At 71.8% G+C, this 20,802-nt stretch carries 22 protein-coding genes and 1 pseudogene; 9 read left to right on the top strand and 14 right to left on the bottom strand.

The features are described 5' to 3' along the window. Positions 1 to 102 precede the first annotated feature (102 nt). The 3 genes from BM093_RS17045 to BM093_RS17055 all read right to left on the bottom strand — a co-directional run bounded on the left by BM093_RS17045 (position 103) and on the right by BM093_RS17055 (position 3,475). Positions 103 to 1,497 (bottom strand): MFS transporter, encoded by a 1,395-nt coding sequence (locus BM093_RS17045; protein ID WP_245773582.1) that lies wholly within the window; start codon positions 1,495 to 1,497, stop codon positions 103 to 105. 272 nt (positions 1,498 to 1,769) lie between these two features. After that, complete coding sequence (locus tag BM093_RS17050) at positions 1,770 to 2,756, bottom strand: LysR family transcriptional regulator (protein ID WP_093344317.1); 987 nt, start codon at positions 2,754 to 2,756, stop codon at positions 1,770 to 1,772. Further along, a complete protein-coding gene (locus BM093_RS17055) occupies positions 2,753 to 3,475 on the bottom strand; it encodes a GntR family transcriptional regulator (RefSeq protein WP_177238525.1) in 723 nt (240 codons plus the stop codon). Before BM093_RS17055 ends, BM093_RS17050 begins: the two co-directional genes overlap by 4 nt. Positions 3,476 to 3,689: 214 nt before the next feature. Between BM093_RS17055 and BM093_RS17060 the strand changes: the two genes are divergently transcribed. Together BM093_RS17060 and BM093_RS17065 are read left to right on the top strand one after the other, a co-directional pair. Next, positions 3,690 to 4,379 (top strand): hypothetical protein, encoded by a 690-nt coding sequence (locus BM093_RS17060; protein WP_093344322.1) that lies wholly within the window; start codon positions 3,690 to 3,692, stop codon positions 4,377 to 4,379. Next, a complete protein-coding gene (locus BM093_RS17065; RefSeq protein ID WP_093344325.1) occupies positions 4,380 to 5,324 on the top strand; it encodes a PDR/VanB family oxidoreductase in 945 nt (314 codons plus the stop codon). An 8-nt stretch (positions 5,325 to 5,332) separates the two neighbouring features. Here BM093_RS17065 and BM093_RS17070 read toward each other — a convergent pair whose 3' ends face one another. The 5 genes from BM093_RS17070 to BM093_RS17090 form a co-directional block, all read right to left on the bottom strand. After that, complete coding sequence (locus tag BM093_RS17070; protein ID WP_218162804.1) at positions 5,333 to 6,223, bottom strand: LysR family transcriptional regulator; 891 nt, start codon at positions 6,221 to 6,223, stop codon at positions 5,333 to 5,335. A 66-nt stretch (positions 6,224 to 6,289) separates the two neighbouring features. Next, entirely contained in the window at positions 6,290 to 7,555 is a 1,266-nt protein-coding gene (locus BM093_RS17075) for a cytochrome P450 family protein (protein WP_093344333.1), read from the bottom strand. Positions 7,556 to 7,584: 29 nt separating this feature from the next. Next, on the bottom strand, positions 7,585 to 7,971 hold the full coding sequence (locus BM093_RS17080; protein ID WP_093344336.1) for a DoxX family protein: 387 nt from the start codon (positions 7,969 to 7,971) through the stop codon (positions 7,585 to 7,587). Positions 7,972 to 8,010: 39 nt separating this feature from the next. After that, positions 8,011 to 8,934 (bottom strand): RNA polymerase sigma-70 factor, encoded by a 924-nt coding sequence (locus BM093_RS17085; RefSeq protein WP_093344339.1) that lies wholly within the window; start codon positions 8,932 to 8,934, stop codon positions 8,011 to 8,013. A 34-nt stretch (positions 8,935 to 8,968) separates the two neighbouring features. Then, the gene (locus tag BM093_RS17090; RefSeq protein WP_093344341.1) at positions 8,969 to 9,895 is read right to left on the bottom strand and encodes a Vgb family protein; all 927 of its coding nucleotides are present in this window, start codon (positions 9,893 to 9,895) and stop codon (positions 8,969 to 8,971) included. Between the two features lie 154 nt (positions 9,896 to 10,049). Between BM093_RS17090 and BM093_RS17095 the strand changes: the two genes are divergently transcribed. Together BM093_RS17095 and BM093_RS17100 are read left to right on the top strand one after the other, a co-directional pair. After that, the gene (locus tag BM093_RS17095) at positions 10,050 to 10,982 is read left to right on the top strand and encodes a TIGR03619 family F420-dependent LLM class oxidoreductase (protein ID WP_093344343.1); all 933 of its coding nucleotides are present in this window, start codon (positions 10,050 to 10,052) and stop codon (positions 10,980 to 10,982) included. A 148-nt stretch (positions 10,983 to 11,130) separates the two neighbouring features. Then, positions 11,131 to 12,426, top strand: a complete 1,296-nt coding sequence (locus BM093_RS17100) for an HNH endonuclease signature motif containing protein (protein ID WP_093344345.1) — start codon at positions 11,131 to 11,133, stop codon at positions 12,424 to 12,426. A 188-nt stretch (positions 12,427 to 12,614) separates the two neighbouring features. On the opposite strand, the gene dop is transcribed toward BM093_RS17100, so the two are convergent. From dop to BM093_RS17120, 4 genes are all read right to left on the bottom strand, one after another. Next, complete coding sequence (gene dop / locus BM093_RS17105) at positions 12,615 to 14,144, bottom strand: depupylase/deamidase Dop (protein ID WP_093344408.1); 1,530 nt, start codon at positions 14,142 to 14,144, stop codon at positions 12,615 to 12,617. A gap of 220 nt (positions 14,145 to 14,364) precedes the next feature. Further along, complete coding sequence (locus BM093_RS17110; RefSeq protein WP_143105414.1) at positions 14,365 to 14,619, bottom strand: hypothetical protein; 255 nt, start codon at positions 14,617 to 14,619, stop codon at positions 14,365 to 14,367. Positions 14,620 to 14,818: 199 nt separating this feature from the next. Then, complete coding sequence (locus BM093_RS17115; protein WP_093344410.1) at positions 14,819 to 15,499, bottom strand: response regulator; 681 nt, start codon at positions 15,497 to 15,499, stop codon at positions 14,819 to 14,821. Next, the gene (locus BM093_RS17120) at positions 15,496 to 16,665 is read right to left on the bottom strand and encodes a sensor histidine kinase (protein ID WP_093344349.1); all 1,170 of its coding nucleotides are present in this window, start codon (positions 16,663 to 16,665) and stop codon (positions 15,496 to 15,498) included. Before BM093_RS17120 ends, BM093_RS17115 begins: the two co-directional genes overlap by 4 nt. Before the next feature lie 131 nt (positions 16,666 to 16,796). On the opposite strand from BM093_RS17120, the gene BM093_RS17125 reads away from it, so the two are divergent. From BM093_RS17125 to BM093_RS37350, 4 genes and pseudogenes are all read left to right on the top strand, one after another. Next, a complete protein-coding gene (locus tag BM093_RS17125) occupies positions 16,797 to 17,441 on the top strand; it encodes a stage II sporulation protein M (RefSeq protein ID WP_093344352.1) in 645 nt (214 codons plus the stop codon). A 69-nt stretch (positions 17,442 to 17,510) separates the two neighbouring features. After that, entirely contained in the window at positions 17,511 to 18,848 is a 1,338-nt protein-coding gene (locus BM093_RS17130; RefSeq protein WP_093344354.1) for a cytochrome P450, read from the top strand. 215 nt (positions 18,849 to 19,063) lie between these two features. Beyond that, positions 19,064 to 19,255 (top strand): annotated as a pseudogene (locus BM093_RS38360) (hypothetical protein); the annotation flags it as partial. Between the two features lie 34 nt (positions 19,256 to 19,289). Next, positions 19,290 to 19,475, top strand: coding sequence for a hypothetical protein (locus tag BM093_RS37350; protein ID WP_245773583.1), 186 nt, complete (start codon positions 19,290 to 19,292; stop codon positions 19,473 to 19,475). A 21-nt stretch (positions 19,476 to 19,496) separates the two neighbouring features. Here the strand turns inward: BM093_RS37350 and BM093_RS17140 are convergent, their stop codons facing one another. Further along, positions 19,497 to 19,898 (bottom strand): NUDIX hydrolase, encoded by a 402-nt coding sequence (locus BM093_RS17140; protein ID WP_093344358.1) that lies wholly within the window; start codon positions 19,896 to 19,898, stop codon positions 19,497 to 19,499. Then, positions 19,886 to 20,371 carry a thermonuclease family protein gene (locus tag BM093_RS17145; RefSeq protein WP_093344360.1) on the bottom strand — a complete coding sequence of 162 codons (486 nt, stop codon included), beginning with the start codon at positions 20,369 to 20,371 and terminating at the stop codon, positions 19,886 to 19,888. Before BM093_RS17145 ends, BM093_RS17140 begins: the two co-directional genes overlap by 13 nt. An 84-nt stretch (positions 20,372 to 20,455) precedes the next feature. Here BM093_RS17145 and BM093_RS37355 point away from each other — a divergent pair. Then, on the top strand, positions 20,456 to 20,802 hold a 347-nt coding region (locus BM093_RS37355), incomplete at its 3' end, for a transposase (protein WP_245773584.1).

Below are 20,802 nucleotides of genomic sequence, written 5' to 3' on the forward strand. Positions count from 1 at the left end.
CCGCTCCGGGAGAACGTCCCGGCCGAGTCTGCGCGCGCCCTGTGCAACAGACCAGCGCATGTTTCCGACGATCTGCATCAGTTGAACTGATGCAGGACGACCTCAGGAGCGGACGCCGTCGGGCGCGGTCCGGGCGGGCGGCGCGACCGGCGCGGCACCCTGCAGGTCCTGGTCCCGGAGCAGGCTGGTCCCTGCCGTCTCACGCATGCTCAGGGCCGCGATCAGCCCGAGCGCGGCGGCGACCATGAGGTACGGGCCGGGGACGAGCAGGCTGCCGGTGGCCGAGATGAGGACCGTCATGAGGAACGGCACCGTGCCGGCGAACAACGCGGCGGTGACGTTGTAGGCGATCGACAGCCCGCCCTGCCGGGTCCGGGTCGGGAAGATCTCCGCGGACCACACGGCGTGGGTGGCCAGGATCGCCGAGAGGATCACCGCCAGCCCGAGGGCCGCGACGACGGTGCCGACCATCCCCGTCTGCATCAGCATGTAGGCGGGTGTGGCGACGATCAGCAGGGCGATCGCGGCGCCGACCATGACGGGCTTGCGTCCGATCCGGTCCGACAGCCGCCCGAACAGGGGCACCAGGATCAGCCCGAGCAGCGAGGCGAACGTCGAGAGCAGGGCGGCGCTCTCGGCCGAGTGCCCCAGCTGGTCCGTCTGGTAGTTCACCAGGTAGGTGAGCACCGCGTAGAACAGCACGTGCATCATCGTCATCAGACCCGCGGCCTGCAGGATCTGGCGCCTGTTGGTGCGGAAGAGCTCGCGGACCGGGCTGCGCGACACCGAACCGGTCGCCTCCAGCGCCCGGTACTCCGGGGTGTCCTCGATCTTCGTCCGGATGACGTAGCCGATGACGCCCATCGGGGCGGCGACGAGGAACGGGATCCGCCATCCCCACCCGGTGATCTGGTCCTCGGTCAGCGAGATCGAGAGCAGGTAGAACGCGAACGACCCGGCGAGGAAGCCGAGCAGCGACCCGACCTCGAGCCAGCTCACCCCGAACCCGCGGCGGGCGCGCGGCGAGTGCTCGGCCAGGAAGCTGGCCGCGCTGCCGAACTCGCCGCCGGCGGCGAAGCCCTGCACCAGCCGGAACACGACCAGCAGGATCGGCGCGGCGATGCCGATCGTGCCGTAGCCGGGCAGCAGGCCGATCGCGAGCGTCGCGAGCGCCATGACGATGATGACGATCGACAGCGTGCGCCGGCGGCCGATGCGGTCGCCGAGCGGGCCGAGCACCAGCGCGCCGAGCGGCCGGATGCCGAACGAGACCGCGAACACCGCGAACACCGACAGCACGCCGGCGACCTCGTTGTCGGACGGGAAGAACACCGTCGCGATGGTGGTGGCGAGGTAGGCGTAGACGGCCCAGTCGAACCAGTGGACGAAGACGCCGATGGAGCCGGCGGCGACGCTGCGGCGCAGCGAGGCGGGGTCGGCCTGGACGGCCGCGTCGAGCACGGCGTCCGGATCGGGACGTGCGGTGGGGTCGGACACGGGACCTCCAGCGGGTCGTCGCGAGGAGACGGCAGGCCCGCACCCCGGCGCCCCTGCCGTGAACAGCGCTCCGGACGTCGGTGGCTGCTCGGGGGGCGACGCTATGCAAGCCCGCTGTTATCGATCAAACAGAGATAATCGGTCCGTTGCATCGGATACATCGATGCAATGGGCGGGTTGCGCGGTGCCGCTCCGTCGTCGGCCCGCCCCACGAGTCTGCGAAGCCGGCGCCTGCCGCACAACGGATGCAACCATCAGTTAACAACTGGTGATCAGATGCGCTGCGGCGGTTCCGCAGAACCAGGCCGCTGCAGGGTCCCGCCGACCTGCTCCCCGGTCGCCGAGCGGAGCCGCCGGACGACCTCCCGGGCGGTGTCGGTGACGGCCCGGGCCCGTGCGGTGCGCCGCACCGACTCCATCCACGCCACGACGACCGACAGCGCGGGGGCGTCGTCGTCGGCGATCGGACGCGCCTCGACCCGCCCGCCGCTGTAGGTCCCGTCCAGCACCGGCTGCTGGTTGAGCACGGAGAACCCGAGTCCCCGGGCGACCATCCCGCGCACCGCCTCGACGCTGGCCGAGCGGTAGGCGATCCGCGGCGGCGCGCCGGCCGTCGCCAGCAGCTCGCGGAAGTACTCGCGGCTGTGCGGCAGGTCCAGCAGCACCATCGGCTCGTCGGCCAGCTCGCTCAACCGCACCTGCGGCCGGTCGGTGAGCCGGTGCCCGGGCGGCAGGACCACGTACGGCGGGGCCTCGGCGATGGCCTCGCGCGCCACGCCGGGCCCGAGGCCGAGGTCGTAGGTCACGGCGAGCTCGACGGTGCCGCTGCGCAGCGCGGTGCTGACCGCGGCCGCCTCGAGCTCGAGCACCTCGACCTCGAGCCCGGGGCAGCCCGCACTCAGCTCCGCGAGCAGGTCGGGCAGCACGAACGGGACGAGGGTGACCATGCAGGCGAGCTTGATCCGGCCGCGGACGTCGTCGCCGCGGCCCCGCGCCGCGTCCAGCACCTCGCCGACGTGGGCGAGCAGGCCGCGCACGTCGCGCAGCAGCTCCTCCCCCGCCGCCGTCAGCACGAGCCCGCGGGCGTGCTGGCGGATGAACAGCGGCGTCCCCACCTGGCGTTCCAGCTGGGCCACCGCGGCGGACACCGCGGACTGGGCCACCCGCAGCTCCTCGGCCGCCCTGGTCATGCTCAGCAGCGACGCCGCCTCGGCGAAGTAGCGCATCTGCGTGAGCGTGACGTCCGGCTGCCTGCTCATCCGGAGGTCCCGAGCCCGCGCTCGCGCAGGTAGTCGATCAGCATCGACTGGGAGCGCAGGATGTGGTCCCGCATCGCCGCGCGCGCCTGCGGCCCGTCCCGGTGCGCGATCCGGTCCAGGATGACGTCGTGGTCGTCGAGGTAGAGGACCTGGAGCGCGTCCGGGGTGCGGACGGCCAGCCGCACGGTGTCCTTCGGGAAGTAGCGGTGCAGCTCCTGGATCATCTGCCCGAGCCGCCGGTTCCCGCCCGCGTCGTGGACGACGCCGTGGAAGGTGTCGTTGACGTGGCGCAGCCGCTCGCCGGCGTGCTCGTCCGCGCCGTCCAGGGCGGCGACGGCGACCGGCAGCAGCTCGGCCAGCGCGGTCTGCGCCTCCCGCAGCCGCCGGGCGATCGCCGGGTCGTCGGCCTCCGCGGCGAGCTCGGCGGCGAACCCCTCGAGCTCGGCCCGGACCTGGTAGACCTCCTCGAGCTCGCGCAGGGTCGGCACGCGGACCCGGGCCCCGCGGTTCGGGATGAGCTCGACCAGGTTGAGCGCCTGCAGCTTGCGCAGCGCCTCCCGGGCCGGGGTGCGGCTGACGCCGAACCGGCGGCAGACCTCGTCCTGCTGCAGGTGCGCCCCGCGCGCGTACCGGCCGCCCAGGATCTCGCCCTCGAGGATCCGGGCGATCTGGTCCGCGTAGCTGCTCGGGGACTGCAGCCCGGCTCCCGGCTGCGTCACGCCGTCGCTCATCCGACCCTCACATCCCGTCATCCTAGGCAGCCGTCGCGGAGCGCGAAGCCCCTGGTCAGGACCGGCGACGGCGAGCGCGCAACCACCCCGGCGCGCCCCGACCGTCGTGCCCCGCCGGATCCGCCGGGCCTTGACAGCGACCCTCGCGATGGATTGTATCCACGGATACACGGATCCGGATACCGAGCTGACGGAGGACGACATGGTCGATGTGAGGAACGTGCGCGGCGGTGACGGCCTGGAGCCGATCCGCGCGGAGATCGACGAGCTGCTGGACTCGGTCGTCGCGTCGACCGCGCAGGCGACCGAGGCGTTCTTCGCCTCCTACGATGAGGACCCGGACCCGGCGCGGCTCGCCGCGTGGCTCGCTCCCCGGTGCTGGCGGGAGATCGACTACGTCTACCTGCTGAACGAGGAGATCGCCCGCTACGGCATGCAGTTCGAGCGCCGGCACATCACGCTGCTGGCCAAGCAGTCCTTCCAGGAGGCCGAGCACTACGACATGGTCGGCAAGGCCATCGAGTCCCTCGGCGGCACCGTGCCGACCTCGGTCCCGGCCGAGGCCGAGCCGTGGAGCCGGTTCCTCTGGGAGTGCCTGGACCGCCACCCGCTCGCCGCGGTCGCCGCATGGAACCTGTCCGAGACCTCGGCGTCGGGCAGCTTCGAGCCGACCTTCCGTGGCGCCGAGCGGCACGGCCTCGCCGAGGTGACCCGGATCTACAAGCGGATCGAGACCGACGAGAAGTTCCACGTCGGACTGGGGCTGCAGATGATGTCGACGTACGTGAAGAACGACGACGACCGGGCGGAGATCCTGCGTGCGATGCGGGGCATGCGCGACATCGCCTGGAAGACCTTCACCCCGGAGTCGGTCAGCGCTGCGAGCGCCTGAATGACCGGGACCTGGACCACCCTCGAGGTCGAGTCGGCGCAGCCCTGCGCCACGGACGTCCTGACGATCACGCTCGTCGACCCCGGCGGGCACGACCTTCCGACGTGGACACCCGGGGCGCACGTCGACGTCGATCTCGGCGGCGGGCTCGTCCGGCAGTACTCGCTGTGCGGGGATCCGGACGACCCGCGGCGCTGGCGGATCGCGGTCCTGCGCGAGCCGGCGGGCCGCGGCGGCTCGCAGCGGGTGCACGACGCCGTGCGGGCCGGGGGGACGCTGCCGGTCCGCGGGCCGCGCAACCACTTCCCGCTCGTCGAGGCCGACCGCTACGTGTTCGTCGCGGGCGGGATCGGCATCACGCCGATCCTGCCGATGCTCCGCCGGGCCGCCGCGCTGGGACGGCCGTGGACGGCGCTGTACGGCGGACGGTCGCGGGACTCGATGGCCTTCGCCGACGAGCTCCGCGGCGTCCCCGGCGGGGACCTCACCCTCGTCCCGCAGGACGAGCACGGGCTGCCGGACCTCCCGGCCGTCCTGGGGTCACCCACCGACCGCACCGCGGTCTACTGCTGCGGTCCGGAGCCGCTGCTCGCGGCCGTGGAGCGCGAGACGGCGCACTGGCCCGCGGGCACGCTGCACCGCGAACGGTTCACCGCGACGCCGGTGGTCGCCGAGGGCGGCGCGTTCGAGGTGGTGCTGCAGCGCAGCGGCATGCGCCTGACGGTGCCCGAGTACGAGCCGCTGCTCGACGTCATCGAGGACGCCGGTGTCGAGGTGGAGAACTCCTGCCGGGCCGGGATCTGCGGCACCTGCCTGGTCCGGGTGTGCTCGGGCGAGCCCGACCACCAGGACGACGTGCTCTCCGACGACGAGCGCGAGCGCGGCGAGGTCATGCTGCCGTGCGTGTCCCGGGCGCGGGGCGAGCTGCTCGTCCTCGACCTCTGAGCGTTTCCCTACACCGCGACCGCGGCGGGTCCGCGCTCCCGGAGCAGGTCGACGAACGCCCGGGCGCGCGGCACCGGCTCGTCCCCGTGCCAGACCAGCGCCCACTCGGTGGGCGGGGCGTCGTGGACCGGTACGAACACCACGCCCGGGTGGGCGTAGTAGCGGAGCACGTGCTCGTTGAGTGGCGACACGCACTCACCGGCGGCGACGAGCGTGAGGATCTCGTGGAACGTGGTGGCACGTGGCCCCCGCAGGATGCTCCGCCCGTCCTGGGTGCTCGCCGGAGCCATCGACGCGACCCAGTCGTCCGGCAGGTCCGATCCCGGATCGACGAACACCCGACCGGCGAAATCCTCCATCGACACCGAGGTCCTCGCGGCCAGCTCGTGCTGCGGCGACACCGCCAGCACGCGCCCCTCGGTCAGCACCACCGGCCCCTCGACGAGGTCCGGCTCCCGTACCGGTCGCCACAGCAGCGCGAGGTCCAGCTCGCCGGACCGGAGCGCGCTGAACGGGTCGCTGAAGTGGATCTCCTGCAGCGCCACGTCGCAGGCCGGGAACCGGCTGCGGAACCGGGCGGTCACGTCGCGGAGCTCGTGCCCGATCGCCCCCATGACCCCCAGCCGGACGGTGCCGGACACGCCGCGCGCCGCCTCGGTCACCTCCCGCAGACTCTGCTGGATCGTCTCGTAACCGACCCGCAGGCCGTCGTGCAGCTGCTCCCCCAGCGCGGTCAGCGTCACCACCCGGCTGCTCCGCTCGAACAGCGCGGCGCCGATCCGGCGCTCCTGGGCCTTGATCGCCTGGCTGACCCGCGCCTGCGAGACGTGCAGCCGCTCGGCGGTCCGGCCGAAGTGCAGCTCCTCCGCCAGCGTGAGGAAGATTTCGATCTCGCGCATCTCCACCGGCGGCGTCCTCCGCTGACGTGACCGTTGCCTCCGGCCACGATAACCCCGCCGGCCCGCTCACCGGCCGGTGCCGCGGGACAGGCGCACCGGGAGCTCCGCCACGCCGCGCAGGGTGCTGAGCGGCCCACCGCACTGCCGGCGCAGCGCGTCCGGCGGGACCGCGAGCGTGAGATCGGGGAACCGTCGCACCAGTGCTCCGATCGCGATCTCCCCTTCGAGCCGGGCGAGCGGCGCGCCGAGGCAGTGGTGGATGCCGTGCCCGAAGGCGACGTGACCGTGGTCGGTGCGGGTGATGTCGAGGTGTGCACCGTCCCGGAACCGGGTGGGGTCGTGATTCGCGGAGGCGAGGGCGAGGGACACCACGCTGCCGGCCGGAACCGTCGTCCCACCGATGTCGACGTCCTCGGTCGCGAACCGGATCGTCGCCCGTTCGACCGGACTGTCGTAGCGCAGCAGTTCCTCGACGGCCGTGGGCAGCAGCTCCGGTCGTGCCCGCAGCAACGCCGCCTGATCGGGGTGGCGCAGGAGTGCGAGCATCCCGTTCCCGATCAGGTTCACCGTCGTCTCGTGGCCCGCGACGAGCAGCAGGTTGATCATTCCCACGATCTCGTCCTCGGACAGTTGGTCGTGCTCGTCCGCGGCGACGATCAGCGCGCTGACGAGGTCCGGCTGCTCGTCGGCGGCGGCGGCGTCGTCGGCGGCGTCGACGACGACCTGCCGGGTGACCGCGATCAGGTCCCGGATGTAGCCGGCGAGGCTCCGCCCGGCCTGCTCCCGCACGGCCCGGCCGGCGTCGGTCAGCGGGGGCGAGATCAGCGCCCGGCTCCACTCCCGGAAGTCCTCCCGATCGGCGACCGGGACACCGAGCAGCTCGCAGATGACGGTGATCGGCAACGGGAAGGCCAGCGCGGCGATCAGGTCGATCCCGGCGCGCCCGTTCTGCGCGATCTCGGCCTGCGCGATCTCGGCGAGCAGGGTGTCGGTGATCTGTTCGATCCGCGGCCGCAGGGCGGCGACACGGCGCCGGGTGAACGCCCGGGTCACCAGCCGCCGCAACCGGGTGTGGTCGGGCGGATCGGCGAACAACATGCTGACACCGGCGGGCCCCGCCCCGTCGGCGGTGAACACGCCCAGGTCGAGCAGCCGGCGCGGTGCGTGGCGCGGATGCTTGGCCAGGCGCGGGTCGGCGAGTGCGGCCCGGACGTCGGCGTAGCGGGTGACCAGCCAGAGGTCGCCGCCCGCCATGCCGTCCGGCGTGTAGCGGTACACCGGTGCCTCGGTGCGCAGGTGTGCGTAGGTCGGGTACGGATCCATGATCGTCATTCGTCGTCCTCCCCTGTGTCGTGCGGTGCTCAGGCGTCGAACGGGGCGAGCGCGAACCTGCCCCAGGCCAGGAACGCGAAGGCCGCGAGGTAGGCGACGTCGCCGCCCATGAGCAGCCACTCGCTGCGGCGGAACCTCGTCGTCGCGGCGCCGGCCATGACCAGCACGAGACCGCAGGCCGCGAGGGGTGAGAGCACCACCGCGACGCCGACCAGCGGCGGCACGATCAGACCGATGACGCAGAGGATCTTGATGGCGCCGATCGCCTTGATGTGGCCGGGGCCGAAGTCCTCGCTCCACTGCTGGCTGGCGGCGAGAGCGCCGTAGCGTTCCTTGGGGAGCAGGAGCTGGGTCGCACCTCCGATGCCGAAGGCGAGCGCCAGCAGTCCAGCGATGATCCACAGTGCGGTATTCATGGTTGTACGTCCCTCGTGTCGATGTGGCCTGTGTCGAGGTCACTCCGGCTCTCGGCGGGCTCGCCGGATCTCACGGTCGAGAGCCCACGCGTCGCCGACCGGGCCGAGGTGGCCGAGCTTGTCGGGGTTGAGCACCGTCCGGACGACCTGGATCCGCCCGTCGAGCACGTCGAGGACCAGGGTGTGGAGCACCCGGCCCTCCCGGTCGAAGAAGATCGCGCCGGGCTGACCGTTGACCTCGTGCAGCTCGTGCGACACGCCGGCCCGGATCATCCAGGGGAAGCCCGTGCCGAGCAGCCGGGCCACCTTCTCCGCGCCGACGACGGTCCGGGCCAGCTGCGGGGCCTTGCCACCGCCGTCGCCGGCCAGCTGCACGTCGGCGGCCAGCAGCTCCTGCAGTCCGCCGACATCGCCGTCGATCAGCGCGTCGAAGAACCTCGTCGCCAGCCCCTGCCGTGCCTGCCGGTCGGCGTCGAACCGTGGGCGGCCCGCCTGCATGTGCCGGCGCGCCCGCGCCGCCAGCTGCCGGCAGGCCGGCTCGGTCCGCCCCACGACCTCGGCGACCTCGTCGAACCCGAAGCCGAACACCTCCCGCAGCACGAAGACCGCCCGCTCCAGCGGGCTGAGCCGTTCCAGCAGCAGCAGCGCCGCCATGGACACCGAATCGGCGAGTTCCGCCGACCGCGCCGGGTCCTGGTGCGGGTCGCTCAGCAGCGGCTCGGGGAACCACGGGCCCGGGTACTCCTCCCGCCGCACCCGGGCGGAGCGGAGCGCGTCGATCGAGACCCGGGTGACCGCGGTCGAGAGGAACGCCCTGGTCGACGTCGGCCGGGTCGTCGTGCGGTCGAACCGCAGCCACGTCTCCTGCACCGCGTCCTCGGCCTCACTCACACCACCGACGATCCGGTAGGCGATCGAGAACAGCAGCGGGCGCAGCTCCTCGAACTCCTCGATCTTGCTCATGGTGAGCCTCCTGGCGGGTTCTCTCCTGGTTCACCTACTGAGACGGACGGGGCGAGCGCCCCGTGACATGGCGTGATGTGACGTGGGTCTCCGCACCCTCGACGGCGACGCGGGCGAGGGCTCCGGTCTCCAATGCCACCCAGATGGCCCGGTCCGGGCCGAGGGTGATGCCGTGCGGTTCGGCGCCGAGCGCGGACAGGTCGTGGACGTCGATGACGTGCCCGGAGGTGAACGACCCGACGCTGTTGCCGGCCCACGCGGTGAACCACATGGCGCCGTCCGCCCCCGCGGTGATCGCGTGCGGGCGCGCGGCGCGATCGGGGACCGGGAACTCGGCCGTGGCGCCGGAGGCCTCGATGCGTCCGACGTGGCCGGAGGCGATCGCCACGTACCAGACGGCGCCGTCGTGCCCGGCTGCGATCCCCACCGGCCCGGCCGCCACGGGCAGCGGATGCACGGTGACACCGCCGTCCATGTCGATCCGCCCGATCGCGTTCGCCTGGTGCATCGTGAACCACATCGCGGCGTCGGGTCCCGCGGTGATGGCGGACGGGAACGCTCCGGTCCGTGGCAGGCGGAACTCCGTGACCTGCCCGTCGGTGGTGATCCGGCCGATCCGGTCGGCGGCGGTCTCGGTGAACCACAGCGCCCCGTCGGGGCCGGCGGCGATCCCGTACGGCCCGCTGTCCGGCGTGGGCGTCGCGAACTCCGTCACCGCGCCGTCGGTGGTGATCCGTCCGATCCGGTGCGCCCGGTACTCGGTGAACCAGAGCGCGCCGTCCGGTCCCGGCACGATGATCGTCGGTCCGCAGTCCGGTTCGAGCTGGTGACAGCTCGGCTCCGCACCGGGCCGGAGGCGGCCGATCTGCCCGCTGCGGACGAGGGTGAACCAGAGCGCGTGATCCGGCCCGGTGGTGATCCCGTACGATCCGCCGTCGGCCACCGGATACTTGTCGATCATTGTTCGTGGCACCGTGCGGTCTCCGCTCCGTGGTCGGTTGCGCCGTTCCGTCACCTACGAGAGTCGTGGCGGTCGTGGCGCTGATCAACCGCGAGATGCGCAACGTCCGATAACACCGCACTTATCGGCCACGGGGCTGGCAGAGTGGTGCCCCGTGACCGCGGACCTGCCCCTGCTCGGGTTCGGCGTCCCGGTGTCGGGACGCTGGGCGACCCCGGAGGGGATGCAGCACATCGCGCGGCGCGCCGAGCAGCTCGGGTACGCGTCACTGTGGACCTTCCAGCGCCTGCTCGACCCGGTCGGTGCCGGGCTCGGTCCGTCGCACCGCTCGGTGCACGACCCGGTCGTCACCCTCACGCACGTCGCCGCGCACACCGACCGGATCGCGCTGGGCACGGCGACCCTCTGCGCACCGTTCACGCCACCGCCGGTCCTCGCGAAGACGCTGACCTCGCTGGACGTGCTGTCGGGCGGCCGGCTCACCGTCGGGCTCGGCATCGGCTGGTTGCGACCGGAGTACGCCGCCGCCGGGGTGCCCTTCGAGCGGCGCGGCGCGCGCATGGACGAGTACCTGCGCTGCCTGCAGGCACTGTGGACGCAGGATCCGGTCGAGTTCGACGGCGAGTTCTACACGGTGCCGCGGTCGCACGTCGGCCCGGGGCCCGTGCAGCGACCACACCCGCCGGTGCTGCTCGGCGGCACGGCCGCCCCGGCGCTGCGCCGTGCCGGACGGCTCGCGCAGGGCTGGATCGCGAGCAGCCGGCACGACCCGGCCGACCTCGCCCGGAGCATCGACACGGTGCGCGCCGGGGCCCGCGAGGCCGGACGCGACCCGGACGCCCTGCGGATCGTCGTCCGTGGCCTGGTCGACCTCGTCGAGGACGCGCCACGCGGGACGCGGCGGCCGCTGCACGGCACACGCGACCAGATCCTCGACGACCTCGCCGGGCTGCGCACCCAGGGCGTCACCGAGGTCTTCGTCGACCTCAACCTCTCCCCGCGGGTCGGGTCGCCGGATGTCGAGCCCGGTGCGGCGCTCGCCCACGCCGAGCACGTGCTCGACGCGTTCGCGCCCGGGAACCCGTAGCAGCGGCCGACGCCCGTCGACAGTGCGGAGCGGTCTCACCACTTCATCCCGTGCCCACCGGCGAGTGCGGCACGGACCGCGGATTTGCGATTGCAAACGATCTTCCAGATTCGTGGCATCGAACACCAGTTCGAGTAGAATGGGGTGCGTGACCGCAGTTCATGATCCCCCGATCCCCGACACTCACCCGGGTGCCGGCGAGCCCGGGTTCCCGCAGGTCGATCTCGTATTGATGCAGGTCGCGGTCGAACACGCCGCCGACGCCGCCGACGCGGAATCGTGTGGGGAATCCGAGTTGATCGATCAGATCCAGCAGATCGAATCCCTGCAGAACTCCCTGGCCGCGTTGCAGGCGAACCGGATCCGCTCCTTCGCCCGCACCCACGTCGACCGACGGATCAGCGCGGGGGTGGTCGACCCGGACAAGCTCGAACGCGGGGTGATCGCCCAGCTCGGGCTGGCCTGCCGAGTCTCACCGACCGAGGCCCGCTCCCGGCTGCGCGCCGCCCGCGACCTGCGCGACGGCCTCGACCACATCCGGGGCCTGTTCGTCGCCGGGGAACTGAACCGGGACAAGATCGCCGCCATCGTCACCGCCACCGCCGACCTCGACACCGGCCAACGCGCCGCGGTCGACGCCCGCCTCGCCGCACACGACCTGACCCGGCTCGGGATCGGACGGCTACGCGACCTGGTGCGCCGGCTGGTCGCCGAGATCGCCCCGGAGAAGTTCCGCTCCCGGGTCGAGGCCGCCCGCGCCCAACGCCGCGTCACGCTGCGCCCGGCCCCGGACGGGATGAGCTACCTGACCGCCTACCTGCCCGTGGAACAGGGCGTCGCCTGCCTGGCCGCATTGCGCAAGGCGTTCACCGAGGTCTCGGTCGACCCGACACCCTTGACCCGCTCCCGCGGGCAGGTCATGGCCGACACCCTGGTCGAACGCGTCACCGGGAAGTCCGTCGCCACCGACGTCGACATCGAGGTCCAGGTACTGGTGCCGGTCGAAGCGTTGATCGACCCCGACAGTCCGCTGCCGGCCGAGATCCCCGGCCACGGCCCCGTCCCGGTCGACCTGCTGGCCACCACCACCGGCCGGAAAGCACTGCGCCGGTTGCTGACCCGCGACGGGGTCATCATCGGCGGCGCGTCCCGGCAACGGTTCTTCACCGGGCTGCTCGCCGAACTGGTGAAGGCCCGCGCCCGGCAGCGTTGCACCGAGCCGTACTGCGACGCCCCGGCCCGGCACATCGACCACATCGACCGTTCCGCCGAGCACGGGCCGACCGCACTCGAGAACGGGCGAGCCGTCTGCGAGTTCCACAACTACATCCGTGAACAACCCGGCTGGAACGTGGCACGCACACCCGACGGCGTGCAGACCACCACCCCGACCGGGCACACCTACCTCGCAACCGAAGAGCGCTTCGACGATCGAGAGGAATGAGGGCCGAGGGCGAGCTCGGTCTCCGCCAGGAACGCCGTGAGCCGGTCGGCCAGGGCGACGGCGTCCACCGGGCGGCATTTCGCCACGAGCGCCGAACGCGCTCCAGATCCGGTCGTGGTCGACCGGGTCCAGCAGCACCGTGAGCTCGACCCGCCGTGCGTCCTGTTCCGGGTGGGCCAGCGCGGACCTCAGGACCGGGTCAGCTCGTCGGTCAGCTCCGCCGCGCTCGCGACCGCCTCGAACAGCTCGCCGACATGCTTGCGGGTGCCCCGCAACGGCTCCAGCGTCGGGATCCGCACCAGCGACTCCCGCCCCACATCGAAGACCACGGAGCTCCAGGAGGCGGCGGTGACCTCGGCCGGGTAGCGGCTCATGCAGGTGCCGCGGAAGTAGGCCCGGGTGTCCTGCGGCGGCTCGACCATCGCCGCGGTGACCTCCTCCTCGGTCACCACCCGCCGCATCGACCCCCGCGTCACCAACCGGTTGTAGAGCCCCTTGGCCAGCCGCACGTCCGAGTACTGCAGATCCACCATTCCCAACCGGCCCGACGCCCACGACAACCCGTCCCGCTCCCGGTAGGCCTCGAGCAGCTTCAGCTTCGCCGTCCAGTCCAACCGGTCCGCGGTGAGCATCGGATCCCGCTCCAGATCCGCCAGCACCGACTCCCACTCGTCGACCACCTCACGTGAGTCCGGATCCCACTGCCCGCGCTGCACCCCGACCGTCTGCTCCAGGTGCGCCACCGCCCGCGCCAGATACTCCTGCTGCAGGTTCAGCGCCGTGACCTGCCGCCCGTCGGCCAACGGGATCGTCGTCCGCAGCGACAGGTCACGACTGATCCGGGCCACCGACTTGACCGGCTCGGCCAGCCGCAGATCCTCGAACGACCGCCCGTGCTCGATCATGTCCAGCACCAGCGCCGTCGTCCCCACCTTGAGCAGCGTCGCGACCTCGGACAGGTTCGCATCCCCGATGATCACATGCAGCCGCCGGTACTTGTCCGCATCGGCATGCGGCTCATCCCGGGTGTTGATGATCCCCCGCTTCAGCGTGGTCTCCAGCCCCACCTCGACCTCGATGTAGTCCGCCCGCTGCGCGATCTGATACCCCGGCTCGTCACCCTGCTGACCCAGCCCGACCCGACCCGCCCCACACACCACCTGCCGGGACACGAAGAACGGCGTCAACCCCGTCACGATCGACGGGAACGTCGTCGACCGCGCCATCAGATAGTTCTCGTGCGACCCGTAACTGGCACCCTTGCCGTCCACGTTGTTCTTGTACAACTGGATCCGCGGCGCCCCCGGCACCGTCGCCGCCCGGTTCGCCGCCTCCAACATGATCCGCTCACCGGCCTTGTCCCACACCACCACATCCCGCGGCGACAACACCTCCGGCGTCGAGAACTCCGGATGAGCATGATCCACATAGAACCGGGCACCGTTGGTCAGGATGACGTTCGCCGCCCCCAGATCATCCAGATCCGTGTCCAGCTGCGGCGCCAGCGACGGAGCCGACAGGTCGAACCCCCGCGCATCCCGCAACGGCGACTCCACCTCGTAGTCCCACCGGGCCCGGCGATTACGCGGCACATCCGCCGCCGCCGCCGCCGCCGCGTACGCCAGCACCACCTGCGTCGACGACACCACCGGGTTCGCCGTCGGATCGCCGGGCACGGCGATGCCGTACTCCACCTCGGTACCCATGATCCGGTTCATCATCGGGCTCTCTGCGCCTGCTCCCATCCGTGACATTTCCGCACACCGAAGAGTCCCCGGTTCCGAAATGCACGGAACCGGGGACTCGTGCGGCAGGAGGGGCCGCATTCAGTGGACCTCCGCCCGGAGGAGCAGGGTGTTCCCCCGGACGGTGAGGCACGTTCGACGCTACCCCAGAAAAAAAATTCGGCAAGGCGCCTGCCTGTGCCCACCGGGCAACTTACGGACGTAGTTCGCTGCCGATCAGGAGGCAGCGGACTTTCCCGTCGACCGCCGGTAACGGCGCCTTCGTGCCCGCCGCCCCGAGGTGCGGACGAGCCCTGACCACCGCGTCACCACGGCCACGGCCACGAGCCGCGCGGCGCCACACCTCGATGGCCCGCCGGAGCCCGCCGGACCCTTCCCGCACCACGCCCCGCACCGCGAGGACCAGTGCCAGCACGACCAGGATGACCACGACCGTCGTCATACCCATCCCACCCACCCTCCACCAGACCGTGCGCCACTCCGGGCCCGCACTTTCCAGCACAGCCCGGAAATATTTCTTTCTTTTCCCTCCTCCACTCCGTGCAACGCCGAAATTCGACCGTAAATTCCGACATCGAACACGGCCCGCAGTTTCCGGAGCACAGCCCACGCTACCGGTTATTTCGAAAACGTGTGCGGTGAGAACGTCAGCCGGATGCGTCGAGCGCCGCGTCGTGCACGAGCAGCGCCACCTGCACGCGGTTGTTCAGATCGAGTTTGGTGAGGATGGACGAGACGTGGGTCTTGACCGTGGCGACGCTGACGTGGTGCCGGGCGGCGATCTCGGCGTTCGACCGGCCGGCACCGAGCTCGACGGCGATGGTGCGCTCCCGCTCGGCGAGCAGTGCGAGCCGGCGGCGGGCCGCCTCCCGCCCGCTGTCCCGGTCGGATCCGGCCACCCGGTCGATGAGTCGCCGGGTCACCTCGGGTGACAGCACCGGCCGTCCCGCCGCCGCGTGCCGGATGGCCAGGACGAGCTCGTCGGGCGGGGTGTCCTTCAGCAGGAACCCGGCCGCTCCCGCGCGCAGCGCACGCAGGACGTGCTCGTCGGCGTCGAAGGTGGTGAGCACGACGACCTGCGGTGCCTGCGGGCGGCGACGGAGTGTCTCGGTGGCGCTCAGCCCGTCGGTGCCGGGCATGCGGATGTCCATCAGCACGACGTCCGGTGCGTGGCGGTCGACCAGCTCCAGCGCCTGCGCGCCGTCACCCGCCTCGGCGACCACGCGCAGGTCCGGCGCACCACGCAGCATCATGTCGAGTCCGAATCGGACGACCGGGTCGTCGTCCACGACCAGCACGTCGACGGTCCGCGCGGGATCGCTGCTCATCCCGGCCACGGTAGCCGCATCCCGAGCCGCCACCCGCCGTGCGTGGTCGGGCCGTACTCGACTCCCCCGCCGACGAGCGTCGCCCGCTCGGCCAGCCCGCGCAGCCCCTCCCCGGCCCCGGCCGGAGCCGCGGGGTCGCCGGGCGCGACCGGCGTCCGGTTCTCGACCTCGCCGACGAGGTGATCGCCGGGTTCACCCCCGATCCGCACGACGATCGGGGCGCCGGGCGCGTGCTTGCGCGCGTTGGTCAGGCCCTCCTGCACGAACCGGTACAGCGTGCGGCCCACCGTCTCGGTGACGGGACGTCCACCGGCGGTCACGCCGTGGTCGTCGGACAGCTCGACGGGACTGCCGGCACGGCGCGTCTCGTCGATCAGCTCCACGATGTCGGCGACACCCAGGAGCGGCAGCTCCCCGACGGGGGCGCGGAGCACACCGATGACCTCGCGCAGGTCCTGCAGCGCGCGGTGGGCGTTCTCCCGGATGACCTCCGCGGCGCGGGCGGTGTCCTCCGCGGACGCGTCCCGGTGGTAGGCCAGCGCTCCCGCGTGGACACTGAGCAGCGACAGCCGGTGACCGAGGACGTCGTGCATCTCCCGGGCGAGGGTCTCCCGCGCCTCGTGCTGGGCCCGCTCGGCCCGCAGCCCCGCCTCGACCTCGGCGACGACGGCTCGTTCCCGCAGCGACGCGACCAGCTCCCGACGGCTGCGGACGAGCATTCCCCAGACCAGCACGGCGACGTGCACCGTGACGACGAGCGCGATCAGCACGACCGCCGGCACGCCGGGCTCCGGGCGGACGACGTTGAGGACCCCGAGCGCGGCCAGGTGGGCCACCAGCATCGTGACCGCGGCCCGGCTCGTGCAGTGGACCGCCACGGTGAACAGCGCGATGAGCGCCGCGGGGGCCGCCGCCTCGGAGAACATGATCAGCACAGCGGACACCGAGGCGACGACCAGCGGGAACCGGCGTCGCCACCACAGGCCCGCGCATCCGAGCAGGCCGCCGACCAGGTCCAGACGCAGCAGCCACGCGGGCAGCTCCCCCGGCGCGTCCAGGCGGTTGCTCAGCAGGTACCAGCCGATGGCCGCCGCGATCGCGACCAGCACGGCGTCGCCGAGCCGCGGGTTCCACGACCACCGTCCGATGCCCGGGCGCCCGTTCATGGCGCCGAGCGTAGGCGTGCCGGGCCGCCCGGTCGTCCTCCCGACGGCGGTCCCGGACTCCGACTTCGGTCGGACGATCCGCGCCGGTCGACCGATCCGGTCAGCCGGGCGGCGTCCCTACGTTCGGCGGCATGCCCGGACCCTCCTCCACCCTCCACAGCCGACACGTTCGCGAACCCGCGCGGATCGTCCGTGCCCACCTCGGCCCCTACGTCGCCCTGAACGTGCTCATGTACGGCGCGTTCCTCGTCGGTATGGGGGCGGCGCTGCTGTTCCCCGAGCTGCACGCCGCCCGCAACGCCGCGATGCACGAGGACGGGACGGCGGACCTGGTCCTGTCACTGCTCGGCAACTTCTGGTTGTTCAGCCTGACGATCCTGGCGGTGAACACGCTGACGGTCGGGGTCGCGACGATCCTGCTGCCGTCGATGATCGTCCCGTTCGCCGGCATCGCCCTCGCCGCGTACCGGGCGTTCGAGTTCGGCACGGCGCTCGCCCCGGTCGACGAGACCGTCGCGACGACCCTGATCCCGCACTCCCTGACGATCCTCGTCGAGCTGCAGGCCTACGTCCTCGTCATGCTCGGCGCCTACGTCCTCGGAAGGTCCTGGCTGCGCCCCGGGACCGTCGGCGCCCACAACCGTCGTCAGGGGTACGTCCGCGGGTTGCGGCAGGTCGGCTGGTTGAGCCTGCCCGCGCTGGCGTTGTTCGTCGTCGGCGCGCTCTACGAGGCATTCGAGATCATCTACATCGTCCCCCGGCTGCTGGCGGGCTGAAATTCCCGGCCGTCCCGCCGACCGGCGCAGTAGGTTGCCGGTGCAGCCCGACGGAGGATCAGGAGCTCGATGTCCGACGACGTCCGCACGTCACGTTCGGCCGCGCGGTGGCAGGGCCACACGGTGCGCTACCTCCCGGGCGAGCTCCTGCTGGCGGGATACCGCCGCCGCGGGCCGGTGATCGGTCTCGGCCAGTTCGTCCACCTGCTCGGGCCCGAGGCGAACCGGTTCGTCATCGCCCACTCCGAGCTGTTCCGCTGGCGGGAGGCCTTCGAGGGGCTCATCCCGGTCGACGGCCCGACATCACTGATCGTCAGTGACGGGGCCGCGCATCGGCGCAGGCGCAGGCTCGTGCAGCCGGCGCTGCACCACCGTCAGATCGACACCTACCTGGACAACATGGCTGACAGCGCGGACGCCGTCGTCGACCGGTGGCGGCCGGGGCAGCGCGTCGACATCTACCAGCAGCTCCGCTCCGCGATCCGGCACAGCACGATCCGCTCGCTGTTCGGCGCACGGATCGCGCGCGAGTCGGCGTTCTTCGGGGACCAGCTGCAGGTACTGCTGGACCTGGTCGATCACGTGCCGGCCACCGTGGCGTGGAAACGTCGGCTGCGGACACCGCAGTGGCGGCGCGCCATGACCGCCCGCTCGACGGTCGACGCACGGATCGCGGCGGAGATCGCGCGGGCGCGGGCCGGCTCGACCGACGCCGACGACCACGTGCTGGCCGCGCTCGTGCACGGCCGCGACGACGCCGGTGACGGGCTGAGCGACGACGAGGTCCGCGACCAGGTGGTGACGCTGATCGCGGCGGGCTTCGAGACCACCAGCGCGGCCGCCGCCTGGGCGGTCTACGCCATGCTCACCACGCCCGGGGTGTGGGACCGCGCCGCCGACGAGGTACGCGAGGTGCTCGGCGACCGGCGGCCCGGCCACGACGACCTGGCGCGACTCACCTATCTGGACGGTGTCGTCCGCGAGACCCTGCGGCTCTACCCACCCGCGGTGGTCTCCGCGCGCAAGGTCGCGACCGGGTTCGAGTTCGCCGGGCGGGAGATCCGGGCCGGCAGCATGCTGCTCTTCAGTCCGTACGTGACGCACCGCCTCTCCGAACTGTGGCCCGACCCCCTGCGGTTCCGGCCGGAACGCTGGACGGCGTCCGAACCCGATCACCGGAAGCCGGGCCCGCACGAGTACCTGCCGTTCTCCGCAGGCGCCCACCGCTGTATCGGCGCAGCGTTCGCCACCACCGAGCTCACCGTGATGCTCGCCCGGCTGCTCGCCCGGGCGTCCCTGTACCTGCCCGAGCAGAAGATCCGCCCGACCAGCTTCGCCGCGATGCGACCGGGAGCAGGCCTGCTCGTCGACGTCTGCCCGCGCGCCCCCGGAGAAGGAGATCAATGAGGACCGTTCGGGTACCACGGTGTCGGTGACCGAGCGGCCGGGCGACGGCCCGGTCCTGGTGGTGGTGGTGCCCGGCGCCATGGCCGACGCGGCCGACTGGCTCCCCGTCGTCGACGCCCTGCCCGCCGACTGGCAGGTGCACGTGCTGAACCGCCGTGGCCGCGCTCCGAGCGGCCCGCTCGGCGAGGGCTACTCGCTGGAAGCGGAGGGTCGACGTGCACGCCCTGCTCGACGACGTCGACGGCGAGGTCCACCTGTTCGGATGGAGCATCGGCGCCCTGCTCGGCCTCGAGGCAGCCCGGCGACGCGACGACCTGCACACCGTGATCGCGTACGAGCCGGTGTCGGCTCCGTTCGCCGCTGACGCGATCGCCCCGCTGGGACCGAAGCTTCGATTCCGGCGGCGACCTCGAGCGTCGTCTCCGCACTGCCGAGCGGCTCGTGAAGGTCCGCGACACCGCGATCGACGCCTCCAGCAAGCTCCTCGACGCCGCGTCACGTCATCGGGACATCGATCCGGATTGGCTCGCCGAGCTCCGTGAGCACCACGAGGACCTGGTGAGCGCTCGCCGAGACGACCAGCGCCTCGTCGACGACACCTATCGACAGCTTCACCCACCGCGCTGAGACCGATGCGCAGCGTCTCGATCAGGTCGTCTCGAGGTGTTCACGGACTCTCACGAACAGGTCAGGCATCAGCGTCGTCAGCTCGTCGACCGATATCCAGCGCACGTCATCGAGCTCATCAGGCGCCGCAACGATGCTATCGGGTGTTGCTGCCCAGCAGTCGATGTAGACGATGAGCCGACCCGTCCGTGGATGAACCCGGCGTCCGAGCTCGCCCCGCGCCTCCACGACGATGCCGGCCTCCTCGCTCGCTTCCCGCACCGCCGCGGCCACCGGGGTCTCACCCGGACCGACCTTGCCCCCGACGAACACCCACGGCGGCGTCCGGTCGACCCGTCGGCCGACCAGGACGCCGACCGCGCTTCTGACCACGGCGATCGCGACCACCGGCCGGTCGTGGGGCATGTCGGTCAGCACCACCACTTGCGGGCGCAGTATCCACCGGTGAGAGCACCGTCGGGCATGTTGACGTCATCATCGTCGGTGTCCACGTACACGTCGACGTCGCTGCCGCTCGAGACCGGCGTGGAGGGACCGCCGCACTCCCGCCCGGACGGCGGGCTCATCGCGTACGTCAGGTCCTTCCCGTAGAGCTGCTGGATGTATGCCGGGGATGCGTCGTTGTGGCCCTGGTGAACGCCGGTGTGGTCCCACTGCACCATCTCGAGCCCGAAGTCCTCGTTCCCGTTACCGGCCTGCACGTAACGCAGGTGGTGGCCGTACTGGTCGGTGTCGACGCCGGGCTCTGCGGTGAGGGTGATCGGCGAGTACTTCAGGTCGCCCTCGGCCGAGAGCTTGGCGGAGTCGCCCTGCACGGTGCCGATCTCGCAGGAATCGATGCCCAGCACCCGGATGGTGCGGCCGTCGCTGACCGTGAACGTGTCACCGTCGATCACCTCGGTGACCGTGACCTGCTCGCCGACGGCCGGTGGGGGGCTGTAAGAACATCGGTGTAACTCCGATCAAGGAGTGTGGACCCGATGACAGACCTGGCAGACGAGCCGGTGGTTGACCTCGACGCGGTAACCGACGGCCCGGCCGAGGGTGCAGGCCCAGCCGGGCTGGACCCTGTCGATGAGCAGCTGATCGCCCAGCTCGCCGGCCGGGCACGGGCGAACGGGCTGGAGCTGACCGGGGAGAATGGTCTGCTCGCGCAGCTGACCAAGCGGGTCCTGGAATCCGCTCTGGAAGGTGAGATCACCGATCACCTCGGCTACGAGTCCCACGACCCGGCCGGCCGTGACGGCGGGAACTCTCGCAACGGTCACCGGTCGAAGACCGTGCTGACCGAGGCCGGGCCGGTCGAGCTCGATGTGCCCCGGGACCG

The sequence above is a fragment of the Pseudonocardia ammonioxydans genome, from assembly GCF_900115005.1.
GTDB classification, from domain to species: Bacteria; Actinomycetota; Actinomycetes; order Mycobacteriales; family Pseudonocardiaceae; genus Pseudonocardia; species Pseudonocardia ammonioxydans.

Coding starts and splice junctions, on each gene's coding strand:
- BM093_RS17060 (WP_093344322.1), top strand. CDS start 3,690: ATGGTCGATGTGAGGAACGTGCGCGGCGGTGACGGCCTGGAGCCGATC.
- dop (WP_093344408.1), bottom strand. CDS start 14,144: ATGAACCGGATCATGGGTACCGAGGTGGAGTACGGCATCGCCGTGCCC.
- BM093_RS17110 (WP_143105414.1), bottom strand. CDS start 14,619: ATGGGTATGACGACGGTCGTGGTCATCCTGGTCGTGCTGGCACTGGTC.
- BM093_RS17070 (WP_218162804.1), bottom strand. CDS start 6,223: ATGCGCGAGATCGAAATCTTCCTCACGCTGGCGGAGGAGCTGCACTTC.
- BM093_RS17080 (WP_093344336.1), bottom strand. CDS start 7,971: ATGAATACCGCACTGTGGATCATCGCTGGACTGCTGGCGCTCGCCTTC.
- BM093_RS17120 (WP_093344349.1), bottom strand. CDS start 16,665: ATGAACGGGCGCCCGGGCATCGGACGGTGGTCGTGGAACCCGCGGCTC.
- BM093_RS17130 (WP_093344354.1), top strand. CDS start 17,511: ATGTCCGACGACGTCCGCACGTCACGTTCGGCCGCGCGGTGGCAGGGC.
- BM093_RS17075 (WP_093344333.1), bottom strand. CDS start 7,555: ATGACGATCATGGATCCGTACCCGACCTACGCACACCTGCGCACCGAG.
- BM093_RS17125 (WP_093344352.1), top strand. CDS start 16,797: ATGCCCGGACCCTCCTCCACCCTCCACAGCCGACACGTTCGCGAACCC.
- BM093_RS17065 (WP_093344325.1), top strand. CDS start 4,380: ATGACCGGGACCTGGACCACCCTCGAGGTCGAGTCGGCGCAGCCCTGC.
- BM093_RS17115 (WP_093344410.1), bottom strand. CDS start 15,499: ATGAGCAGCGATCCCGCGCGGACCGTCGACGTGCTGGTCGTGGACGAC.
- BM093_RS17090 (WP_093344341.1), bottom strand. CDS start 9,895: ATGATCGACAAGTATCCGGTGGCCGACGGCGGATCGTACGGGATCACC.
- BM093_RS17050 (WP_093344317.1), bottom strand. CDS start 2,756: ATGAGCAGGCAGCCGGACGTCACGCTCACGCAGATGCGCTACTTCGCC.
- BM093_RS17085 (WP_093344339.1), bottom strand. CDS start 8,934: ATGAGCAAGATCGAGGAGTTCGAGGAGCTGCGCCCGCTGCTGTTCTCG.